This is a genomic window from Aquirufa sp., assembly GCF_044239315.1.
GTDB lineage: Bacteria > Bacteroidota > Bacteroidia > Cytophagales > Spirosomataceae > Aquirufa.
The window spans coordinates 1-20960 of record NZ_JBIIBQ010000029.1 but is presented as its reverse complement, the minus strand read 5'-3'; the positions used below and the strand labels follow the sequence as shown (position 1 = coordinate 20960).

The window sequence follows — 20960 nt, the reverse complement described above, 5'->3', positions numbered from 1 at the left end:
TATAAAAATCCTTGATCTTTCTATTAAAAATATTGGTTCGTTTTGCGCTACGCATTTTTTGCCCGTCCATCGTAGTGAAGAATGCAGAGCTGATGAACACGAAAGGTCCGGTATTACTAGTGGTTAATCACCCGGATTCGTTTTTGGACGCTGTGATTATCGGTGCCTTGTATCCACGAAAAATTAACTATCTAGCGCGGGGTGACGTGTTTAGAAATCCAGTTTTCGGGTTTTTGTTGAAGCAATTGAATATGCTTCCAGTATTTCGCCAAAGAGAAGGCAAAGAACACCTGCACCTAAATTCAAACACCTTTCAAAAGGCGGTAGAATGCCTCCGCAACGATGGAATCGTGCTGATTTTCATCGAGGGAATCTGCCTGAATACACACGAATTACAACCTTTTAAAAAGGGGGCAAGCCGCATTTTAGAAAGTGCTCATACAGTAGGAATTTTTCCAATCGTTCAGATTGCGGGTATCGGATATTCGAGTTTTACGGCTTTCGGGAAAGGGATTCACTTAGCGTTCGAAAACTTGTCGTGGCCCACACCCATCGTAGAGGCGACTGATCGAGTTCGATTTAATGCGGTTGTTTTTGAGAAGATGGAGCGCCTGATTCAGGTGCCGGTGCATCCTGGATTCGCGAGAGGGTTCTTGTATTATTTTGCCCTGCCTTTTTATTTACCGGTTCGGGCATTCGCGGCGGCGAAAACGAAGAATTCCGTTTTTTATGACTCGGTGCTTTTCGCGCTGTTGCTTTTTACTTTCCCTATCTATGTTGCGCTGGTGGTGATAATTGTTCTGAAGGTCAAATTGATTCTGGGTTGATTCACTTTCGTGGTAGGTGGCAAACGGTGGACCCAGTGTGTTTGGGTTTCGCCTTTCATCACTAACAAACTCCCTGCTTCTAAAAACACATCGATTTTTTCTCCAGATTTCTTGTGCTTGAAACAGAATTTACGTTCTGCGCCAAAACTAAGCGAGGCAATCGCCCCATTTTTTTGCAAATCTTTTTCGCCATCACTGTGCCAGGCCATCCCTTCGGAGCCGTCGTGGTAGAGGTTCAAAAGACAGGAATTATAGGTTTCCCCGGAGTGTTTTTCGGCGAGGGATTTTAAGGCTTGCAATTCCGGTGTCCAAGGTAGAGCAGTCTTTGTGGTATTGCTGTAGGTATAAGAGAAAGGTTGATCTCCGTACCAAGCTACCTTGCGTTTCGTGATGATGCGTTTCCCGTAAATGACCGCTTCGTCGTTTCTCCATTCGATGCGATCTAGCAGGGCTTGTGTCATTTCGAGAGAATCTGCCGGCGCCATCAATTTCCCATAATAGTGCACGATTCCATCGCCTGGAAGCAGGTTTAGAGAGGGATCAGCAGGAAAATCGAAGAGCTCCATTTTGATTAAGGTAAAAACTCGATCGCCGGCTTCTTGCCCGTCTTGACAAAGTTCCGCATCGCGTCGAATGCTTTCGCCGTCTGAGCGTCTGTAAATTGGCAATGTGCCTGACCATTTGTGTATTTTACTGCGAAATACTGGTCGCGGCCTTGCGCATGAATCATATTTTCGATGTTCGTTACGGCATGCGAAACGGGGATTAACTGGTCGTAAATCGTGTGCATCAATAGGACAGGTTTATCGATTTTTCCAGTACGATCGTAGCGAGCAAAAAGCTGCGCCTGATCTCTAGTCCCGGGTAAACGTTCTGCTACCGCATTCACTTTCAAATTATCGGGGAAGCCTGTGTAGAGTGTTTCTGTGTTATCAAAAGGATTGCCTTTTAATTTAAGCGCAATGTCGCGTAAGACGTTTTGGTTAAAAAATAAGGCCCCAGGAAGGTCATCGAATTTTAAGTCAAAGCGCTTCGCAAAAGCCACGGCCAACACCGAGTCTTTCTGCAATAAAGCCTTTTTGATCTCCCCCATTCTTTGGCCAGCTGAAGCAAATGATACAAATCCAACGGAGCTGTTGATGTCAAAAATGTCTTTCAAAGACGGCACGATCCCCGGGAATAATCCGTTCATCGTAGCGTACATATCGTACTCTTTTCTGCATTGTAAATACGGTCGTGAAGAGAGCGGACATAAGGGTAATCCACCGTTATAATGTTGACCAAAATTCTCCAAAGTCGCGAACGTAATTCCACCACCCATCGAGTGACCCATCATAAAAGTCGAATCTGGCTGACCCATCTTTTTAATAAAGGCTTGTCGCAACTCTTCGGTGGCATCTACTCCCTCCGCCATCGCAAATCCCTGTATCGGATAATCCGACGCTGCAATGGCAAATCCTCGGTCTAAAATAACCTGCAAGCGCTTGTCTAATCCTGCATTCGCACTCGCCGCCGGGGTTCCCATAAATTGGTATCCGTGGGCATACATTACGAGCTTTTTGTTCCATTTAGCGGGCATCAAAATCTGGTAGCCGCCGCCTTTCAAAGTGCCTAAATCGATTTTTTGTTGCGCGAAAATGGTGGTGCTAAGAACAAGTAGTAGGAATAGTTTTTTCATAGGACGGTTTTAGAGGGAGCAAAATAGGGAAAAAATGGTAATTTGCGGCATGGAGAAGCCTTATATCGTCGATCAAAAATTCGAGAAACAAAGCACACTCGCCATAGGCGAATACGAACATTGCGTTTTCAAAAACTGTCCATTCGAATCGGCTGATTTTCAAAATCTCCAATTTGTCGACTGCACGTTTGAATCCTGTAATCTAAGTCTAGTTAAACTCAGCGGCGCATCCCTCCAAAAGGTCCACTTCAAAGACTGCAAAATGCAGGGCCTTCGGTTCGAAGCTTGCAATCCATTTCTCTTTGAAGCTAGCTTTGAATCCTGTGTTTTGAATCTGTCTTCCTTCTATCAAATAAAAGGTAAAAAGACGAAGTTCTCAGGTTGTACTTTACACGAAGTGGACTTCACTGAAGCCGATTTTACAGAGGCCTCTTTTGACGATTGTGATCTAGCTGGAGCCTTATTTGATCAAACAAATATCAGCAAAGCGGACTTCCGCAGCGCCTTTAATTTTGTGATACATCCGAGTATAAATCAGATTAAAAAAGCAAAATTTTCACCTGATGGCTTAGCCGGTTTATTGCAGGGCTTTGACATACATATATCCTAAAATGAAAAAAATCTTATTCCTCCTATTGGTGTGCACGTCGTTATTCGCGAAAGGCCATCTTCCGAGAACCATCGTCACCACGGATGGCGAAATCGATGACGTGGACACCTTCATCCGAATGCTCCTTTATTCGAACGAATACAAGCTGGAAGGTTTGGTATATTCCAGTTCGATGTGGCATTATAAAGGGGACGGAAAAGGGACAAAATTCACCTCCGAAATGGAGATGACACGCAAAATGTATGGCGCAAAAACGGACCTGCGCTGGCCAGGCGTTAACTGGATTCAAGATTTATTGAAAGCTTATGCTCAGGTGCATCCGAACTTAATTTTACACGATAAAAACTACCCCGCGCCTGCCTACTTAAACAGTTTAGTGAAGGTAGGGAATATTGATTTCGAAGGAGAAATGGAGCAAGTGACGGAAGGTTCGGAATGGATTAAAATGAAACTGCTGGATGCTGATCCGGAGCCCATTTACTTGCAGGCTTGGGGAGGCACGAATACGATTGCTAGAGCTTTAAAGTCGATTGAAGAGCAATTTGCGGGAAAGCCGGGCTGGGACAAATTGAAAGATAAAGTCTCGAAAAAAGCCATCATTTATACGGTGATGGATCAGGATGCGACTTATAAAAAGTACATTGGAGGACATTGGCCAGAGGTTCGGGTGATTTATAATGCCCACCAATTTGGCAGTTTTGCCTATCCATGGAAGCGCATTATGCCTAAGTCGACGCAGCCCTATTTTGAGGGGACGTACATGGGGCCTAAGATTATTCAGAATCACGGACCCTTATTACAGATGTATTACGCTTATGGTGATGGCCAAAAGCAGCCCGGCGACGACGAGCACATTCACGGAGATCCTACAAAACTCCTGAATGCTCAATGGGGTTCGTTCAAACCTTATGACTTTATTTCTGAGGGAGATTCTCCGGCCTTTTTGCACCTAGTGGATGTGGGATTGAACAATTTAAATAACCCGTATTTTGGGGGTTGGGGTGGTCGATTCGTAGTAGCAGAAGGAAATCCGTTCCGCTTTGAGGACAACGAAAAGTCAGCAGATTTCAATCCGGAGACAGGTAAATTAGACATCAGCTATTCTCAAACCCGTTGGTTAATCGCCGCACAAGAAGACTTCGCAGCGCGCGCAGATTGGTGTGTGAAATCGTACAAAGAAGCGAATCACGCGCCGCAGATTACGGTGAAAGAAGGGATGTATGTTTTAGCAAAAGCAGGGGCAAAACTAACGTTAAATGTAACCTCGAGAGATCCGGATGGCAACGAGGTGAAGCTGAAGGTTTGGCCCTATCCAGAGGCAGGATCTGGGAAAGCGGACATGACATTAAATGATGGGAAAGTCGCCGTTAAAATACCAGCAAACGCTAAAAAAGGCGATACCTATCACGTCGTGGTGGAAGGAACCGATACGGGTTCGCCGGCATTGACAAGATATAGACGCGTGGTGATAACTATCAGCTAAATTTGCCCATGATTACACTACAATTAGTTAGTACCAAGAAGGAGATGCAAGGCGTTTTAGCTTTGCAGCAAGCTAATTTGCGCAAAAATATTACGCAGGAGGAAGCCGATGCACAAGGTTTTTTGATGGCAGAATATGATCTCACTTTTTTAGAATTACTTCACAGAGCAAGTCCGGGTATCATCGCGAAGGATGGGGAGCAGGTGGTCGGTTATAGCCTGGTGGCTCTACCGGAAACCGCACGTCACCATGACTTATTAGCAGACCTTGTGGAGAATATCGAACGGTGTATTTTCGATGGTAAGCCGGTAGAAAATTATGCCATTGTGGCTCAGCTTTGTGTTTCGAAGGAATATCGGGGACAGGATTTGGTCCAAAAACTTTACGGCAGTTTCCGCGATCATTACGCAGATCAATACACATTTTGTGTCACGGACGTTGCACAGGCGAACCATCGATCCTTAAAAGCACATAAAAAACGGGGTTTCCAGGTCATTGATACCTTAGATTATGGTGGGATTGGCTGGGATATTGTGTTGTGGGATTGGCATAAAAAAGCCGCCCAGGAGTCCTAAGCGGCTTTGAATCAAATTAACCTTTATTTATAATGAATGACGTAGCGTAATTCCGTACGTTCTTTGGTCGCCTAAAACGGCGGCATATTGTCCTGCATTACCGCCGGCCGGCAATAATTGTTCGAAGTAATTTTGGTCTAATACATTTCTTCCCCAGATCGAGATGCTCACTCCTTTAGCTGCACGGAAACCGATACGTGCGTTCAATAAGGAGTAGCCTTCTACGTTTAAGTATTTTGATGGCGACGGACTTGAAGAGAAATCAGAACGTGCGTAGACATCGGTTGCGATGTAGAATTCCCCTGTTTGGCCTAAAACCTTAGCCACTGAGGTAAATTCCGCACCAAAAGAAGTCGCCCATTTAGATACACCTGGCAATTGACCTCCGGATACGTCTTTGAAAGTTGCCTTTCCACCCGTTTCCTCTAAAGGCACTGGCGCATTCGTAAATGAAGTATAAATAGCATCTGTATAAGCTACATTACCATAAAATGAGAAGTGCTTTGTCAAACTCAAAGTTCCGTCCACTTCAATTCCGCGTACACGAACACCTTCCGCATTCGCTAAGTACCCGCGGTTAACCGCTGGATCAGGAGTTTGTACGAGGGTTTGATAATCTGAAATATCCGTATTGTAGGCCGTTAAATTAAACGTCGTATTCACACTTGGACGTGTTTTAAATCCTACTTCTAGGTGCTTCGTACCTTCCGGTTTAATAGTAGCTAAGTCTAATAAAGGCTGGCCATTCAAGGTAGGTAATCCTCCCAAGTTTAAGCCCACTGGCTTGTAGCCAGTAGAATAAGTTAAGAAGGTGTTGAAATTTTTCGATTGCTTGTAGGCTAAAGTTACCTGTCCAGAAAAGTTGCGATCCGTCACATCCGCATCAAAGGCTTGATCCGAATACACTAATTTTTTCAAGGCGATTAATGCTGCATCTGTGGTTTGCAAACCACCATAGGTCTTACGGCTATAAGTTAAATCCTTCGCATCGTAATTATAACGCAGACCTGGCATTAAGCTGATTTTGTTCGTTAAAGCAATATCTAATTGACCGAAAACAGCCGCCGAAAGTGTATTCAAATTAGAACGCGTTTTAATGCCATAGCCTTCGAAAAGACCCGGCGTTTTCCATAAAGCGGAAGTCGTGCTTTGGTTAAATCTCCAGGTAGCTGAACCGCCCTCTTCCGTTTGATCGGGATTCGATTTTAGGTTTTGGCCAAAAACAAAGGCTCCAAATACCGCGCTCAATTTAGACGAGAAGGTGCCTGCCCAACGTAATTCTTGCGACCATTGTTCGTGATAAGAAGTCGCCGCGGATGTTTTCAGCGCTTGTAAACCTGTGAAATCGCGGTCATTCGAGGGATCCCAATCCCAAAAACGCCAAGCAGATGTAGCCGTTAATGTCCCTGGGCCTAATTGAATATCTGCATTCAAAGAAACGCCACCTAATTTCTGACCCGAACGCCATGGGCTATCGTGATCAATCAAGCGATCGTATGGATTACGGCTAGGCAATTGATAATTTAAGTCCTTAATGATATTTTCAAATTGGCGGTAGGATGCGCGTAAGGTAGGAGCAACGCCCGCAATTACTTGTGCATAGCCGTTCGGATTCTGTTGCGTAAAGTCCCCAATCAAGGTGAATTTCACTTTATCCGATGGCACGAATAATAGCTGACTACGCAAGCCTAAGTTATTCAAGTCATTCACTTTTTGTTGCGTCGCCACGTTGTACAATAAACCATCACGTTGTGTTCCCGAGAAGGAAATACGAGCAGCTAAAGTCTTCGAAAGTGGCCCTGTAACTGATGCTTTCGCTTGGATATAACCATAATTACCGTAGCTCAACTCGAAGTTAGCACCCGGAGTAAAACTCGCCTTTTTCGTCGTCACGTTGAAGTTACCAGCTGATGTATTCTTACCAAAAAGCGTTCCTTGTGGTCCACGCAAAACCTCCACTTGCTCGATATCAATGAAATCCATCGTCGTTGCTGCCGGACGCGCATAATACACGCCATCCACATAGAAACCCACGCCTGGATCGATACCGTCATTCGTTAAACCGAAGGTCGTTCCCAAACCACGAATGCTTAAAGACGTGTTACGCGGGTTAGATGAATATAATTGTACCGATGGGATGAATTCCTTCAAACGGTTGACGTTGAATGATCCCGTTTCAGCCACTTTAGCTCCTCCGATAACCGTGATGGGGATAGGTACGTCTTGTACAGACTCTTTTCTCCGACGAGATGTTACGACAATCTCTTCCAATTCCTTCGCCTCTTCCTTCAAGTAAATTGTCACCGGAGTTCCTTCCGCGATGTAATCTTGTTTCTGATAGCCGATGAAACTAACGACTAGGGAGTAGGGAAATTTTTGACCTGTTTGGAAATAGAAGTGACCTTCTGCATCCGTGATCACCCCGTGGGTAGTTCCTTTAATGTAAAGGGACACGCCTGGGATAGGTTGTTTTGTTTTTTCGTCCAAAACTTGGCCACTCAGGGTCGAGTTAATGGTTGATTTTACTTGTTGTCCGAAGGACGCGGTCGTCGAAACGACCAGAAACAAAAGAAGGGTAATAAACTTATTCATATTCAGCGGGTTTTATTTTACTTTGTTATTTCTGTTAAACTATAAACTCTACCGATTTAGTAGATTGTTTTGCAAATGTAGAAAGGGAATTAATAAAATACAAATCGCCATTTAAGAATAATTGAAAATATTTTACAAAAATAGCCTATACGCAATATATGCGACCTTTATAAGTCTATAAAATTTATAGATTAATTAGGCGCATACTCGAAAAAGTGCTAATCTTTCACGCAGCGAAAACCTGTGTGTTGTAAGCCCGAATCGGGACTGGACTTCATCCGCGCGGAGCTGCGGTAGCTAGAACAATAGCCATCATTACAGAGAAATGATCCACCCCGCATGACGCGTTTGGGGACGCCGGGTTCATCAGGATCGTTGCTAGAGGCTGGACCTTTAGGATTCAAAACTGGACTCTTTTTATAATAATCAGGGCGGTACCAATCCGAGCACCATTCCCAGACATTTCCTGCGGTATCATACAACCCGTATCCATTAGGAGGGTACGATCTCACGGGTGCGGATGTCGTTTTGTATCCGTCCAAAGCCTGGTCCTCATACGGAAAATGACCTTGAAAACTGTTCGCTTTATAGGGCGCGTTATTCACTGACTCATTTCCCCAAGGGTAAATTTTATCTTTCAAACCGCCTCGGGTGGCCCACTCCCACTCGGCCTCTGTGGGTAAACGTTTTCCAGCCCAACGGGCAAAGGCGGACGCGTCGTCCCAGGAAACATGCACAACGGGGTGATTTTCTCGGCCTTCGATGTTTGACCCAGGTCCTTCCGGATGTTTCCAATCTGCTCCGCGTTTAAATTGCCACCATTGGGAGTAGTCATTTAAATCAACCGGACCGGTAGTCGCGACAAAGACGAGAGAAGCCGGGGCTAAAAGAGAATCCGCTGGCTTAGGTGTTCCGACAGGAACTTGCTTGGCTAATTCTGTCCAATCGATGGCTTTTTCGGCCGTCGTAACATATCCCGTTGCTTTTACAAAAGCGGCAAAGGCTGCATTGGTCACCTCGGTTTCATCCATCCAAAAAGCCTTCACTTGCACCCTATGAACAGGATATTCATCGGCGCGGCCTTGGGCATCGTGCGAACCCATGGCAAAGATGCCCGCAGGAATGCGCTTCATCCCCTGATAGGATTTCAAAGTTGGTTTAAGCTTAGTGCTACTGAGTTGTTTTAGCCTTGTGGGAGCGGGAACGTGGCAAGTTGGGATTTTGGCCTGACTGAAAACAGCCAGGCTAATCACCAATAAAAAACTAGTTAAATAATACATAAGCCACCGCTAATGTCACGAACACATTAAAGAGTTGGGCTATTAAAAAAGCATATAATGGCTTCTTACCTTCTTTCGAAAATAAATCCGCAAACTTCGTTTCTAAACCGATGCTAGTGAAGGCCAAAGCAAACCATAATCCTTGCAGCGATTTGAATCCTCCTTTCACCGAATCGATGGTTTCCGAAGAAATGACGAACGAGAAAAGAAGCGAAGCTGCGATGAAACCTAACACGAATTTAGGGAAGCGCTCCCAGATGATTCCCATCGTAGGCTTACTTTCCTTTACGGTGTCAGACTGATTATTTGTCAAGGTCCAGTAGATCGAAATCGCAAATGCAGCGAATCCTAAAAGTACATTTTGGGAGAATTTCACAATCGTAGAAATCTTCAAGGCCTCCTCGCCCACCATCGTTCCCGAAGCAATGACCGCTCCCGTTGTGTCGATGGTACCACCTAACCAAGCACCCGTAACTGCCTGAGAAAGTCCTAAGGTCTGAGCAATAAATGGCAAGAAAATGATCATTGGAATCGCCGTGATTAGGACGATAGAAATTACATATGAAAGCTTTTTTGAATCTCCTTTGATGGCTCCAGAGGTAGCAATCGCTGCCGAAACACCACAGATAGATACCGCACTGGAAATCATAATGGCGAATTCCTCGTCGATGCCCATTTTTTTGGAAATCCAAAAAGCAAAGTACCAAACTGAAATAACCACGATTAATGCCTGAATTAAACCAAGGGATCCGGCTTTCAAAATGTCCCCGAAAATCACGCTGGTTCCTAATAAAATCAAACCGATCTTAACGAACAATTCCGTCGAAAGCGTTTCAGTTAACCAGGCCGGCAAGCTGAAAAAATTGCTTAATAATAAACCGATCGTTAAGCTAAAGATCACCGCTTCCAGGTTCCAGTTTTTCAAGAAGGCATTGCCCGCTAAAACTAAAGCCAGAGAAGTTAGAACAAACACAATCGGAAAACCTTTCGCTGTGCCTGCCACACTTTTGCCTAAAACACTAGCAGCTAAAAGAGCTATCACATAAGTGAATGCAAAGAGTTGTGCGAGCTTCAACAGATTCCCTGAGGTAAGCACTTTTTCAGATAACTCCGAAGTCGTTTCCCACCCAAAAGACGGGGAAGGAATTTTGATCCCAGTCAGGGCTAGGCCTATGATGAGGAATCCTAATAATACTACCGTCCAATCCTCTGTTAAAAACGACTTTTTCATTACTTCGCTGGTGTTAATACAATGTTTCGATACTCCACCGGACCGTGGTCGCCTTGCATCATGATAGGACCCGGCGCTGCTTCGTCGCTATCCATCGCGCCGCCTGTAATGCCGGGTATGTTTTGTTCGACGATGACTTTTTGGCCATTTAAGGTAACAGAAACTTTGCGTCCTACTAAGGTAATGTCGTAGGTCTGCCATTCGCCGGACGGTTTTGCGGCTTGGAAAAGTGGATCGATAAATCCGTAAATGCCACCTAAATAGATGCTGTAGGGCGCTTTTCCGTAGCTATCTTCCACCTGTGCTTCGTAACGTCCACGCAAATACACGCCACTGTTACTTCCTGCTGGTAAGCGGAATTCGATGTGTAATTTGAAGTCGTTGAACTTTTGTTCGGTGCAAATATTCGCTCCTGACTCTGGGCTTTTTAAGGCCCCATTCTCGACGATCCATTGGTTTTTAGGCCCTAATGCCTTCCAGCCTGTTAAGTCTTTTCCATTGAATAAGGTGATCGGTTTGTCCCAAACAGGTTCCGCAGATCTCCATAATGAGGGAGCGCGGACGCCAGTGAAGGCCATCGCTTTACCATTTGGCTTTACAATCGTTCCGGATAATTTCCCCTCTTTTAAATCTCCTTCGAAAGACATATAGGCTTCTTCTTTCTCCCATTGTGGGGGTATTTTAAAGGAAACATGTCCGTCTTTGTAGAACACTTCTGCAATCGGACGAGCAGATCCGCCGTCTCCCACAAAATGACCCGTCAACGTTTTCAATCCGGAGTGACGCACCTCTAACCAAGACGGAGCGGTAGAAACTCCGCCATTGCGGTTTTCCATTGATACATTTAAATCCCACGCACCTTCTAATGGGTGATGCTCCTGAGCATATGCACTGCTAGCAAAAGCGAATAAGGCAATTAGTAATTTTTTCATAGGTCTACGATTTAACGATCTCCATTTTAGGAGAAATGAAATGAATGAGCAACCACGCAAATAAATACGCGCAGCCACAAGCCACAAATATAACATTATATCCGGCTGACAAAGCGTTATCTGCTTTGTAGGAATCTAAAATTACCCCGATAATGTAAGGGAAAATCACGCCTCCTAATGACCCAGCTAAACCACCGATACCCACGACGGAGGAAACGGCGTGTTTGGGAAACATATCCGACACCGTCGTGAAGATATTCGCAGACCAGGCTTGGTGTGCAGACGCCGCGATACTGATTAAGAATACGGCCTGCCAAATATCCGTCGCCCAGCGTGCCCCAATAATGGGCACCGCACAAAGCGCAAAGAAGAACATCGAATATTTACGAGCCTTATAAACCGGCCAACCTTTCTTCATTAACCAGCCTGAAATATAGCCTCCGCCAATACTTCCGATGGAGGTACAGGTAAACAAAATCGCCAAATGCAGACTAGGCTTTTTCAGGTCTAGCGCAAAGGTTGTCGAGAAATAAGACGGCAACCAAAACAAGAAAAACCACCAAATGGGATCCGTGAAGAACTTACCTACGATGAAGACCCAGGTTTGGCGGTAACCGAAAAGTTTGCCCCACGCGATGGGCTGCACTTCAGTCGTCTCTTCCTCCGATTGAATGTGCGCTAATTCTTCTGTGGTTACCGAAGTGTGTTTTGCGGGCACTTCGTAAAACCACCACCATAAGGCTAACCAAATAAATCCGATGGCTCCCGTGATAATAAAGGCCTCCTCCCAGCCATAAGCCCCTAAAATCCAAGGCACCATGATGGGTGCGACCATCGCCCCGATGTTTGCGCCAGAGTTAAAAATACCTGTAGCTAGGGCGCGTTCTCTCTTCGGGAACCACTCCGCGACCGTCTTAATCGCAGCCGGAAAATTCCCCGCCTCACCAGCTCCTAAAGCGGCGCGTGCCGCGCCGAACCCAAACGTCGTCTTCGCCAAGGCATGCGCCATCGCCGCAATCGACCAGATGATGATGGAGATGGCGTAACCCATTTTAGACCCTATCTTATCGATCACCTTCCCAAAAGCCAACAATCCCAGCGCATAAGACGCCGTGAAACACATCACGATGAAGCTGTAATCCGTCTCCGACCAGTTCAACTCCTTCTCCAGCGTGGGCTTCAACAAGCCGATCACCTGGCGATCCAAATAATTAATCGTCGTCGCAAAAAACAAGAGGGCGACCACGACCCAGCGGTAATTTCCTTTCATTAGAATCCGATTGAATTCCCGCCGTCAACCGGGATTGAGACGCCTGTTACGTAATTGGATGCATCCGATGCCAAATATACCGCGGCCCAACCGATATCCTCCGGTTTCCCAAAATAGCCCATGGGCGTGCGATCCATCGCCTTGTGTTTGCGATCCGGATCCGAATTCATCGCGGTTCTACTCATCGCCGTTTCGATAAATCCTGGCGCAATTGCATTCACGCGAACCCCTTTGCCAGACCACTCGGATGCGAGTACGCGAACTAATCCATAAATACCTGTTTTCGAAGAAGCATAAGCTGCGACGCGGTCGATGCCGTAGTAAGCCGCCATCGAGGAAATCATGATGATGGAACCTTTGCCGCGCTCGAGCATGTGCTTACCCACTTCGCGAGTCAAGGCAAAAACAGCATTCAAGTTGACATTAATAATGTTTGCAAAATCAGCATCAGATACTTCGACTGCCGGACGCTTCATGTTGATACCTGCGTTGTTTACGAGGATGTCGATGGCGCCATGTTTCGCTACGAGTTCCGCAACTAGCTGTGAAGTCAAGCTCAAATCAGCCACATCATTCACCGCATAATTTGCGCCCGCTCCCAGGTTTGCGACTGCTTCTATTAGCACGTCTTCGCGGCGACCCGTGATGATGACCGTGGCGCCTGATGCTAAAAAGCATTTCGCGATGTCGAATCCGATTCCGGTTCCGCCGCCCGTGATGAGCGCCACGCGCCCCTGTAATGAGAATGGTTGTTGCATCTTATTTTTTCTAATGTAAAGTGGAGCGGATCGCTAATTCCAATCCGCGGATTTCCGCTAACCCGCGCAATCGTCCGATCGCCGAATAGCCGGGGTATGTTTTCTTTTTCAAATCATCTAACATTTGGTGGCCGTGATCCGGGCGCATTGGAATCTGCTCTCCCCCACGTCTTTTTTCTTCTTCCACCACTGCTTTCACCACCTCGAACATATCCATATCCCCCGTTAAATGCGGCGCTTCATGGAAGATTAATGGATCGTTTTGTTCCCGGAACGTAGCCCGCAAATGAAGGAAATGAATACGATCGGCAAAGCGACGAATCATCCCAGGTAAATCATTGTCAGCGCGCACTCCTAAAGAACCAGTGCAAAACGTAATTCCATTCGCACGTTCTGGCGACGCGTCCATCAATGCCGCTAAATCCGCCTCCGTACTTACCACACGTGGCAAGCCCAATAATGGGAAAGGAGGATCATCCGGATGGATGCATAAATTGATGCCTAATTCCTGTGCTAAAGGCGAAATAGATCGCACAAAGTAGTGCAAGTTTTCGCGCAATTGATCCGCAGATATGTCTTTGTATTCGTCTAATAGACTTTGGAAATTCTCTAAATGAAACGCCTCCTCTGAACCCGGAAGGCCTAAAAGTGCGGTGTTTTTTAACTCTTCTTTTTCTGCGTCCGACATGGTTTCGAAACGCTCAGAAGCCGCAGCCTGAACAGCAGGGGTGTAATCAACCGCCGCACCCGGACGCTGTAAAATATGCAAATCAAACACCGCGAAATCCGTCCAAACAAAGCGTAAAGCCCGCGCCCCATCCGGCATCTCGAAATTCAATTTCGTCCGCGACCAATCCAAGACTGGCATGAAATTATAGCACACGGTTTTGATTCCGCAGACCGCTAGATTTCGTAAAGAAGTCTTGTAATTTTCGATGAGCTGCGCGCGCGATGGCAAGGCTTTCTTAATCCCTTCATGAACTGGAAGCGATTCCACTACCGACCAATGTAAAGATGTCCACTCCTTGTTTCCTGCCTCGATAATAGAAATGCGTTCTTGAATCGCTTCGATAGGCCAAACTTCCCCCACCGGGATTTGGTGCAAGGCAGTCACGACTCCGGTACAACCAGCTTGACGAATATCCATCAAGGAAACTGGGTCGTTCGGTCCGAACCAACGCATCGTGTGTATCATGTAAAATAAACTTGTTTATAGGCTTAATACTAAGGAACAATTTAAATAATATTCACTGAATTTACAACCGATTTAGAGGGCTGATCCAGCAAAGGTGTTTCGTATACGGAATCGTATATTTGAAGATATTCAGTTGCATTTTGTTACTTTTTATCCTGTTTTAAGAACAGAAATAACGAGGCAAATAAATTTTTCATTGAAAAGGATTAAATGCCTGACATTTTAATAATTTTTAACAGAATGAAAAAGATGCAAAACCTAACTGATTAATGAAAAACAAACAAGCCGATCATTTCTGATCGGCTTGCTCCCTTACTAGGTGGAATGTTGCAGTCGTTTTCATTAGTTGAACTTGCCAAAATCAGGAAAGAAAACATAAATTTTACCTACTAAATCTCTTAAAAAAAGTCCAGATAACTTCACAGGCATTCATATCTTGGCTTGTTTTACCAATAATGGCTTCATTCAAATATTGATACCCTTGTGGCCAAGTATGTCCACCATTCAAAATAACATAACTGACCACTTCGCTTCCAGTTGTTCCGCCGGTATAAACTCTTTGTTTTATCGTTGTCCCATCGTTTGAAATATCTGGTAAATCTGTAATCGTTGGAGTGGTATTACATCCATTTAAGGCTACCCATTTTTCTATAACTTGAAAATGAGATAATATAGTTCCGCCTGCTGTGCCGCCTGCTGTCATTTGACCCCCTAAAAAAGGAACAAGTGGATCAGTTGTGCCGTGAATATACAAGGCTGGAACTGGTCGGCCGGGATTACAATTAGGCGCGATGGTCTTGGCTTCCATTGTTGCAGCATCTACCGCAATTGCCGCAATTCGATTACTTAACTCACAGCCTAACCGAGTAGACATAAAGCCCCCGTTGGAAATCCCAGTTGCATAAATTTTTTTTCCATCAACCGAGTAATTATTAATCATATAATCACACATTTGATTGAAAAAACCTACATCATTTATACCCAATTGATTAGGTACCGTGGGTCTTCCATCATTCCAATTTTTCTGAACCCCTTCCGGGTAAACCAAAACGACTTTGTCTCTGTCGGCAATTGGTTTGAAATTAGCTATGTTTATCATTCCCTCGGGTGTTCCACTGCCGCCGTGTATTGCGAATATTAATGGCATTTTCCCGGAGTTATTGTACCCTGAAGGGAGATAAACAATAAAGTTTCTAGCAACCCCACCAAAAGTTATACTAATTGTTTTTTGCTCACTAGGTTTATCAACAGATAATGTCGGACCTTCTTCTTTTTTACAAGAAAATAGGAAAATAGAAATTGTCAATAGATTAAAAACTAATTTCATATTTGACTTAATTGATTGCCAAAATTATACTTTAAACTACTTAGACTTCCCAAATTCTAAAAGGATTAACAAGATTTAATGAAACAAATAAAATGACCTCTCCTAGCCTTGAACAAAAAATCCATCATTAAAACCTCCATTTGATTCGATAGACCACATTTATCCTAATCCTTGTGATGTAGAGTTGTAACTTTTACTAAAAAAGTGATGTTGGAAATGAAAAAGATGCAACCACAAATTATACCCGTTTGACGAATGTGGGCGTGGGTTTTAAATAAAAAAAGAGGTCGAAATGACCTCTTTTTGATTTGTGCTCCCTTACTAGGTGAAATGTTGCAGCCAAATTTAAATGATTTCTCTATCCTTAAACACTAAATCATCCTATTTGACTAGCAAAAGGTTGCTGGTAAAACCGCTTCCCTGTCGCTTTGTATAATGCATTCGCCATCGCACCAAAAATAGGAGGGAATGGCGGTTCGCCAAGACCCGTAGGATCTACTTCATTTTGAACAAAATGGACATCAATTTTCTTAGGAGCTTCGTTATGTCGAATCATTCGATACGTATCAAAGTTCTTTTGATCTGTACGGCCATCCGTTAAAGTCAATTGACCAAACAAAGCATTACCAATGCCATCAATCGCCGCACCTTCCGCCATATTTTTTGCACCTTCTGGATTCACAACCACTCCGCAATCTAAAGCAGAGGTAACCTGATCCACGATAACTTGGCCGTCCTTCACATGCAAATCTATTACCTGTGCAGCATACGAATTGTGACAGAAATACGCTGAAACTCCACGTTTTTTACCTGCATTTTCTGCTTTACCCCAACCCGATTTATCCCGAACTAATTCCAATACTCCCATGTATCGCGCCGCATCGTAATCGTTGCTTTTACCTACAGGATTTTCTTTTGCTCTTTGTAATAATTCTAAACGGAAAGCAATCGGGTCTTTACTCATGTACTCTGAAATCTCATCTAGGAACGATTGCTCTGCCGCCGCGTTGAAATTAGAACGAGGGGCACGGAAAGCTCCTATCGTGATGTTAGAAGGAATTGCCCAGCTCTCTGCTAGGTAATTATCTAAGGCTCCTGCTGGAAATCGATTCGCGTGTAGAGGAGATTCCGGAACACCTCCACCTTTAATATGCATTGCAGTTAGACGCTTGTTCTCATCGAAAGCAGCACGGTAGGTCATTTGATACATCGGTCGATAAATCCCCGCACTAACATCATCTTCCCTTTTATAAATTAATTTAACAGGTGCGTTTGCCTGCTTCGAAATCAATACAGCCTCAACCATATAATGGCCATAAGCTCTTCGACCAAAACCTCCACCCATCCGTGCTAACTCTATCTCAATATTTTCTTTTGGAATACCTAACCGAGCAGCAACTGTATTCGCAACCATATCCGGCCCCTGAATCGGCCCTAAAATACGAACCTTATCCCCCTGAACGTGTGCGAAAGTATTCGTAGGTTCCATAATATTATGGGCTAAAAACGGCGCAGTATAAGTCCGCTCTATTATATGTTTCGCTTCCGCAAATGCCTTTTCGGGATCTCCATCTTTTCGTTCTATTCGTCCTGGTTTTTTATCCATTTCAAGCATCTGAACATAATGTTTTTTCGTGCTTTCTAGACCCGCAGGTACGATAGTATCTCGTCCACCCATACCAAGTTCCTTAGTCTCTGGTGCATTTTCCCATACTACTTTTAAAGCCTTCCGAGCATTCATCACATCCCATGTTGTCTTTCCAACCACCGCGATTACCTCGTTAAAAGTTCGTGTATCGAACATGGCTAATTTTTGAGTAGGCTCATAAACTTGTATTTGGAAAATATCAACAATTCCTGGCATCTTTTTCGCCGCCGTCGCATCAAAGGACTTTAAGCGCATACCGAATGCTGGTGGTCGTTCTGTCATCGCAATAAGCATGCCTGGAACTTGGTAATCCATACCAAACAAAGGTTGACCTTTCACGATTTTGGGTCCCTCCACATTCTTCTGTGGGGTACCTAATAACTTGAAGTTTTTATTTCCTTTTAAAACGATGTCTTTCGGAACAGGTAATTTCGAAGCTGCTGTCGCAAAAGATCCGTAGGTCGCTGACTTCCCACTGAAAGAATTCATCACCATTCCATTTGCGGTCGTTAATTCCGCGATAGGAACATTCCATTCTTGGCTGGCCGCCGTTAGAATCATTTGGCGAGCTGAGGCTCCAGCAGTACGTAATAATTTCCACGCTTGGCGAATAGATTGACTACCTCCCGTAAATTGACGATTGTATAAAGCAAGACTATAATTTGCCTGCTCCACCTGAACAGATTTAAAGTCAACGTCTAATTCCTCTGCGATGAGCATGGGAAGTGAGGTCATAACGTTTTGGCCAAATTCTGGATTAGGCGAGAATATCTTCACTACATTATCTGGTGTGATCTTGATGTAACTCGTTAATTGTTCCCAGGTAGGCTCCGCACCTAATGCCTTCAAGGTTTCCTCCGACTTCGCAGAAGCGAACCAAGATATACCTAGCATCAGTCCACCACCTGTCAAGGAAGATACTTTTAGAAACGAGCGTCTGCTATAATTTTCGTTGGTCTTTTTCATCTTATTTCGAGGCTGCTGCTTGTAGGATAGCTTTTTTAATTCGTGTATACGTTCCACAACGGCAAATATTACCCGTCATGAAATTCTCAATGTCCTCTTCCGTGGGTTTCGGCGTGCTTTTTAAAAGGGCTGCGGCACTCATGATTTGGCCTGACTGGCAGTAACCGCATTGTGCTACATCGACGTCTAACCAAGCTTTTTGGACTGGGTGTTCTCCCTTTTCTGCTAAACCTTCGATCGTGGTTATTTCTTGATTTGCCAAAGCTGAAATAGGCAACTGACAAGACCTAACAGCCGAACCATTTAAATGAACGGTACAGGCACCACAGGAACCCACGCCACAACCGTATTTAGTACCTTTCATGTCTAGAATATCCCGAAGCACCCACAAAAGTGGCATGTTCTCGTCCACCGTAATAATGTGGGATTTCTTATTAATGCGAACTGTGAATTTCTTGATCATAGTCTATGTGATTTTAAAGAATCAGAGCAAATATATTCAAATGCGTCGGTTATTACTTATTCTATTCAAATTAGGTTAATGTTTGATTTCGTGGGTATCACGCACACTACTAAATGTAAGTGCAAGCATCTTCCATTCTCTACCTTGTTTTTGGTAAACCTCAGTTACAGTAAACTCCGTAACCGCTACTTGCTCACGCACGATAGCGTCTAATGTGATACGATTCCAAACAATGGCTGTTTTACCTAAAATCTCGACGGCACTATCTTTGATAGTGGCTTTTTTATACCAAATACGTCCTGTTTTTATAATATCCAATTCTTCGTCTTTTTTCCATGTTCCACTCATATGAACGAATTTGGCCTTATCATCGAATAATTTCTCTAATTTTTCTACATTCTTTTCTGACATCCATTGCCACTTGTCTTTAGAGAGTTGCCTTATAAAATCCTCCGTGTTCGATTGAGCGAAAGAACTAGTAACTGCCAGAAGTGAAAAGGCCAAGAATAATGTGATTGCTTTCATTTTATAATTTATTTATACCGCAAATTTGAAACAATAATCGTTTGCATTGAGTATATAAATTCAAGTATTATCTACCATTTTTACAGATATGGTTTTTTATTGATTTGCTTATATTCGATAATTGGTAAATTCGTTTCAAATATTCGTGACCCATGGAATTGAATTACCCAATCAATAGCATAGCGCAATACAATAAAGATAATAATCACAGGACCTTGCACCCTTTGGTGTCAATTATTGATTTCTCCAAAGCTAATATCCGGGAATGGGGCGATGCAGATAAGATTCGTTTTCAATATGGATTGTTCTCAATCATCCTGAAGGACGTCAAATGTGGCGACATGAAATACGGTCGACATTCCTATGATTATCAAGCGGGAACGTTAGTCTTTTTTGCTCCAGGCCAAATTGTCGAAATCGAAAATCCTAAAGTTCCCTATCAGCCAATGGGTCATGGCTTAGTCTTTCATCCTGATTTATTGCTGGGCACTAATTTAGGCCGAACGATTGCCCAACATAAATTTTTCAACTACGAATCACACGAAGCACTTCATTTATCAGACGATGAGCGGCAAATGATCTTAGATTGCTTTGCAAAAATTGACTTTGAATTGAATCAGCCCATTGATCAGCATTCTAAAAAATTGATTGTATCAAATATTGAATTGTTTTTAGGTTATTGCCAGCGCTTTTACGATCGCCAATTCATAACACGGGATCATGTAAATAAGGGTATTTTAGAACAATTTGAAATCCTATTGAACGGCTATTTTGAATCTGATCAAGCACAGGTATATGGTATTCCATCCGTCAGTCATTTCGCAAATGAGCTACATTTATCAGCCAACTATTTTGGTGATTTAATCAAAAAAGAAACGGGGTTAACTGCAAAAGATTACATACAAAACAAGACCATAAGTGTTGCCAAAAATCGAGTATTCAAATCTGATAAAACTATAAATGAAATTGCATTCGAAATGGGATTTAAATATCCACAACATTTTACGCGCTTATTCAAGCAGCAAGTTGGACAAACTCCAAATAAGTACCGTTCGTCGAATTGATTCAATTAACCACTTCGGAACTTGGTTTTTAAAGTCTAATCGAGACAAATTTAGGGATCTATTTTTATGATTTAATTTCTGCTTTAAAAACAATTTCACACTTCCCATCTTCTTGATTCTCAAACCCAATACTTCCATTCTGCATGCACCACAAAAATCAATGAATGGATGTAATAGGGGATGTTTTTAAACGAAAAAAGTCACTATTTCTAGTGACTTTCCTGTTTGCTCCCCTTTTCCTCGAAAGATGCAACTATAATGCGATGATTGAGTATGTGACTATAAGGAAATTGAAGGGTTGAACTTCGTATAAAGTTGCAACTAATTGGTCTCAAATAATTTAATCGTGAAATCTAGCAGGTCTTTACCTCCAATTTTTCCGTGACCAGGTATAACAATTTTAACATTCGGATATTGTTGTTTCACTTTCTCAACAGTACTTGACCATTCTCCAACATTGGCATCTCCCAAATACCCTTTTGTGGCCTGTAGTTCTTTTATTAAACAGCCTCCAAATAATATGTTCTCCTTTGGGA

The 20960-nt window shown here is 43.7% G+C and carries 18 protein-coding genes and 1 pseudogene; 5 read left to right on the top strand and 14 right to left on the bottom strand.

Features of this window, described 5'->3' with window-relative positions:
• The first annotated feature begins 11 nt into the window (after positions 1–11).
• A complete protein-coding gene (locus ACILP5_RS10045) occupies positions 12–827 on the top strand; it encodes a 1-acyl-sn-glycerol-3-phosphate acyltransferase (protein WP_395618514.1) in 816 nt (271 codons plus the stop codon).
• Here the strand turns inward: ACILP5_RS10045 and ACILP5_RS10040 are convergent.
• Positions 773–1393: an alpha-ketoglutarate-dependent dioxygenase AlkB family protein gene (locus ACILP5_RS10040; protein ID WP_395618513.1), complete on the bottom strand. Its 621-nt coding sequence runs from the start codon at positions 1391–1393 to the stop codon at positions 773–775. The genes ACILP5_RS10045 and ACILP5_RS10040 overlap by 55 nt on opposite strands.
• A 5-nt stretch (positions 1394–1398) precedes the next feature.
• Positions 1399–2505: an alpha/beta hydrolase family protein gene (locus ACILP5_RS10035; RefSeq protein WP_395618512.1), complete on the bottom strand. Its 1107-nt coding sequence runs from the start codon at positions 2503–2505 to the stop codon at positions 1399–1401.
• A 49-nt stretch (positions 2506–2554) separates the two neighbouring features.
• Between ACILP5_RS10035 and ACILP5_RS10030 the strand changes: the two genes are divergently transcribed.
• From ACILP5_RS10030 to ACILP5_RS10020, 3 genes are read left to right on the top strand one after another with little or no spacing between them, the layout of a single operon-like run.
• Positions 2555–3115 (top strand): pentapeptide repeat-containing protein, encoded by a 561-nt coding sequence (locus ACILP5_RS10030; protein ID WP_395618511.1) that lies wholly within the window; start codon positions 2555–2557, stop codon positions 3113–3115.
• Between the two features lies 1 nt (position 3116).
• Positions 3117–4598 (top strand): DUF1593 domain-containing protein, encoded by a 1482-nt coding sequence (locus tag ACILP5_RS10025; RefSeq protein ID WP_395618510.1) that lies wholly within the window; start codon positions 3117–3119, stop codon positions 4596–4598.
• 8 nt (positions 4599–4606) lie between these two features.
• Positions 4607–5173 (top strand): GNAT family N-acetyltransferase, encoded by a 567-nt coding sequence (locus ACILP5_RS10020; protein ID WP_395618509.1) that lies wholly within the window; start codon positions 4607–4609, stop codon positions 5171–5173.
• A 27-nt stretch (positions 5174–5200) separates the two neighbouring features.
• On the opposite strand, the gene ACILP5_RS10015 is transcribed toward ACILP5_RS10020, so the two are convergent.
• From ACILP5_RS10015 to ACILP5_RS09965, 11 genes are all read right to left on the bottom strand, one after another.
• Positions 5201–7765 carry a TonB-dependent receptor gene (locus ACILP5_RS10015; RefSeq protein WP_395618508.1) on the bottom strand — a complete coding sequence of 855 codons (2565 nt, stop codon included), beginning with the start codon at positions 7763–7765 and terminating at the stop codon, positions 5201–5203.
• Between the two features lie 218 nt (positions 7766–7983).
• Positions 7984–8898, bottom strand: a complete 915-nt coding sequence (locus tag ACILP5_RS10010) for a formylglycine-generating enzyme family protein (protein WP_395618507.1) — start codon at positions 8896–8898, stop codon at positions 7984–7986.
• A 130-nt stretch (positions 8899–9028) separates the two neighbouring features.
• A complete protein-coding gene (locus tag ACILP5_RS10005; RefSeq protein ID WP_395618506.1) occupies positions 9029–10276 on the bottom strand; it encodes a YeiH family protein in 1248 nt (415 codons plus the stop codon).
• Positions 10276–11208: a DUF1080 domain-containing protein gene (locus tag ACILP5_RS10000; protein ID WP_395618505.1), complete on the bottom strand. Its 933-nt coding sequence runs from the start codon at positions 11206–11208 to the stop codon at positions 10276–10278. The genes ACILP5_RS10005 and ACILP5_RS10000 overlap by 1 nt, the downstream gene beginning before the upstream one ends.
• A 4-nt stretch (positions 11209–11212) precedes the next feature.
• Positions 11213–12478, bottom strand: a complete 1266-nt coding sequence (locus tag ACILP5_RS09995; RefSeq protein WP_395618504.1) for an MFS transporter — start codon at positions 12476–12478, stop codon at positions 11213–11215.
• Positions 12478–13236 carry an SDR family NAD(P)-dependent oxidoreductase gene (locus ACILP5_RS09990; RefSeq protein WP_395618503.1) on the bottom strand — a complete coding sequence of 253 codons (759 nt, stop codon included), beginning with the start codon at positions 13234–13236 and terminating at the stop codon, positions 12478–12480. The genes ACILP5_RS09995 and ACILP5_RS09990 overlap by 1 nt, the downstream gene beginning before the upstream one ends.
• Positions 13237–13246: 10 nt before the next feature.
• The gene (uxuA, locus tag ACILP5_RS09985) at positions 13247–14431 is read right to left on the bottom strand and encodes a mannonate dehydratase (RefSeq protein WP_395618502.1); all 1185 of its coding nucleotides are present in this window, start codon (positions 14429–14431) and stop codon (positions 13247–13249) included.
• Between the two features lie 382 nt (positions 14432–14813).
• Complete coding sequence (locus ACILP5_RS09980) at positions 14814–15758, bottom strand: alpha/beta hydrolase family esterase (RefSeq protein ID WP_395618501.1); 945 nt, start codon at positions 15756–15758, stop codon at positions 14814–14816.
• Between the two features lie 376 nt (positions 15759–16134).
• The gene (locus ACILP5_RS09975) at positions 16135–18372 is read right to left on the bottom strand and encodes a molybdopterin cofactor-binding domain-containing protein (RefSeq protein ID WP_395618500.1); all 2238 of its coding nucleotides are present in this window, start codon (positions 18370–18372) and stop codon (positions 16135–16137) included.
• Between the two features lies 1 nt (position 18373).
• Positions 18374–18832, bottom strand: a complete 459-nt coding sequence (locus tag ACILP5_RS09970; protein ID WP_395618527.1) for a (2Fe-2S)-binding protein — start codon at positions 18830–18832, stop codon at positions 18374–18376.
• A gap of 78 nt (positions 18833–18910) precedes the next feature.
• Positions 18911–19360, bottom strand: a complete 450-nt coding sequence (locus ACILP5_RS09965; RefSeq protein ID WP_395618499.1) for a nuclear transport factor 2 family protein — start codon at positions 19358–19360, stop codon at positions 18911–18913.
• Positions 19361–19512: 152 nt separating this feature from the next.
• Here ACILP5_RS09965 and ACILP5_RS09960 point away from each other — a divergent pair, with 152 nt between their 5' ends.
• Positions 19513–20424, top strand: a complete 912-nt coding sequence (locus tag ACILP5_RS09960) for a helix-turn-helix domain-containing protein (RefSeq protein WP_395618498.1) — start codon at positions 19513–19515, stop codon at positions 20422–20424.
• Between the two features lie 321 nt (positions 20425–20745).
• Here ACILP5_RS09960 and ACILP5_RS09955 read toward each other — a convergent pair.
• A pseudogene (locus tag ACILP5_RS09955) lies at positions 20746–20960 on the bottom strand (subclass B1 metallo-beta-lactamase); the annotation flags it as partial.

Bases quoted from the DNA above. Each gene is read 5' to 3' on its own strand.
- ACILP5_RS10020 (WP_395618509.1), top strand. From the start codon at position 4,607: ATGATTACACTACAATTAGTTAGTACCAAGAAGGAGATGCAAGGCGTT.
- ACILP5_RS10040 (WP_395618513.1), bottom strand. From the start codon at position 1,393: ATGGAGCTCTTCGATTTTCCTGCTGATCCCTCTCTAAACCTGCTTCCA.
- ACILP5_RS09980 (WP_395618501.1), bottom strand. From the start codon at position 15,758: ATGAAATTAGTTTTTAATCTATTGACAATTTCTATTTTCCTATTTTCT.
- ACILP5_RS09995 (WP_395618504.1), bottom strand. From the start codon at position 12,478: ATGAAAGGAAATTACCGCTGGGTCGTGGTCGCCCTCTTGTTTTTTGCG.
- ACILP5_RS10025 (WP_395618510.1), top strand. From the start codon at position 3,117: ATGAAAAAAATCTTATTCCTCCTATTGGTGTGCACGTCGTTATTCGCG.
- ACILP5_RS10005 (WP_395618506.1), bottom strand. From the start codon at position 10,276: ATGAAAAAGTCGTTTTTAACAGAGGATTGGACGGTAGTATTATTAGGA.
- ACILP5_RS10015 (WP_395618508.1), bottom strand. From the start codon at position 7,765: ATGAATAAGTTTATTACCCTTCTTTTGTTTCTGGTCGTTTCGACGACC.
- ACILP5_RS09975 (WP_395618500.1), bottom strand. From the start codon at position 18,372: ATGAAAAAGACCAACGAAAATTATAGCAGACGCTCGTTTCTAAAAGTA.
- ACILP5_RS09990 (WP_395618503.1), bottom strand. From the start codon at position 13,236: ATGCAACAACCATTCTCATTACAGGGGCGCGTGGCGCTCATCACGGGC.
- uxuA (WP_395618502.1), bottom strand. From the start codon at position 14,431: ATGATACACACGATGCGTTGGTTCGGACCGAACGACCCAGTTTCCTTG.
- ACILP5_RS10030 (WP_395618511.1), top strand. From the start codon at position 2,555: ATGGAGAAGCCTTATATCGTCGATCAAAAATTCGAGAAACAAAGCACA.
- ACILP5_RS09965 (WP_395618499.1), bottom strand. From the start codon at position 19,360: ATGAAAGCAATCACATTATTCTTGGCCTTTTCACTTCTGGCAGTTACT.
- ACILP5_RS09960 (WP_395618498.1), top strand. From the start codon at position 19,513: ATGGAATTGAATTACCCAATCAATAGCATAGCGCAATACAATAAAGAT.
- ACILP5_RS10010 (WP_395618507.1), bottom strand. From the start codon at position 8,898: ATGAAGCGCATTCCTGCGGGCATCTTTGCCATGGGTTCGCACGATGCC.
- ACILP5_RS10035 (WP_395618512.1), bottom strand. From the start codon at position 2,505: ATGAAAAAACTATTCCTACTACTTGTTCTTAGCACCACCATTTTCGCG.
- ACILP5_RS10000 (WP_395618505.1), bottom strand. From the start codon at position 11,208: ATGAAAAAATTACTAATTGCCTTATTCGCTTTTGCTAGCAGTGCATAT.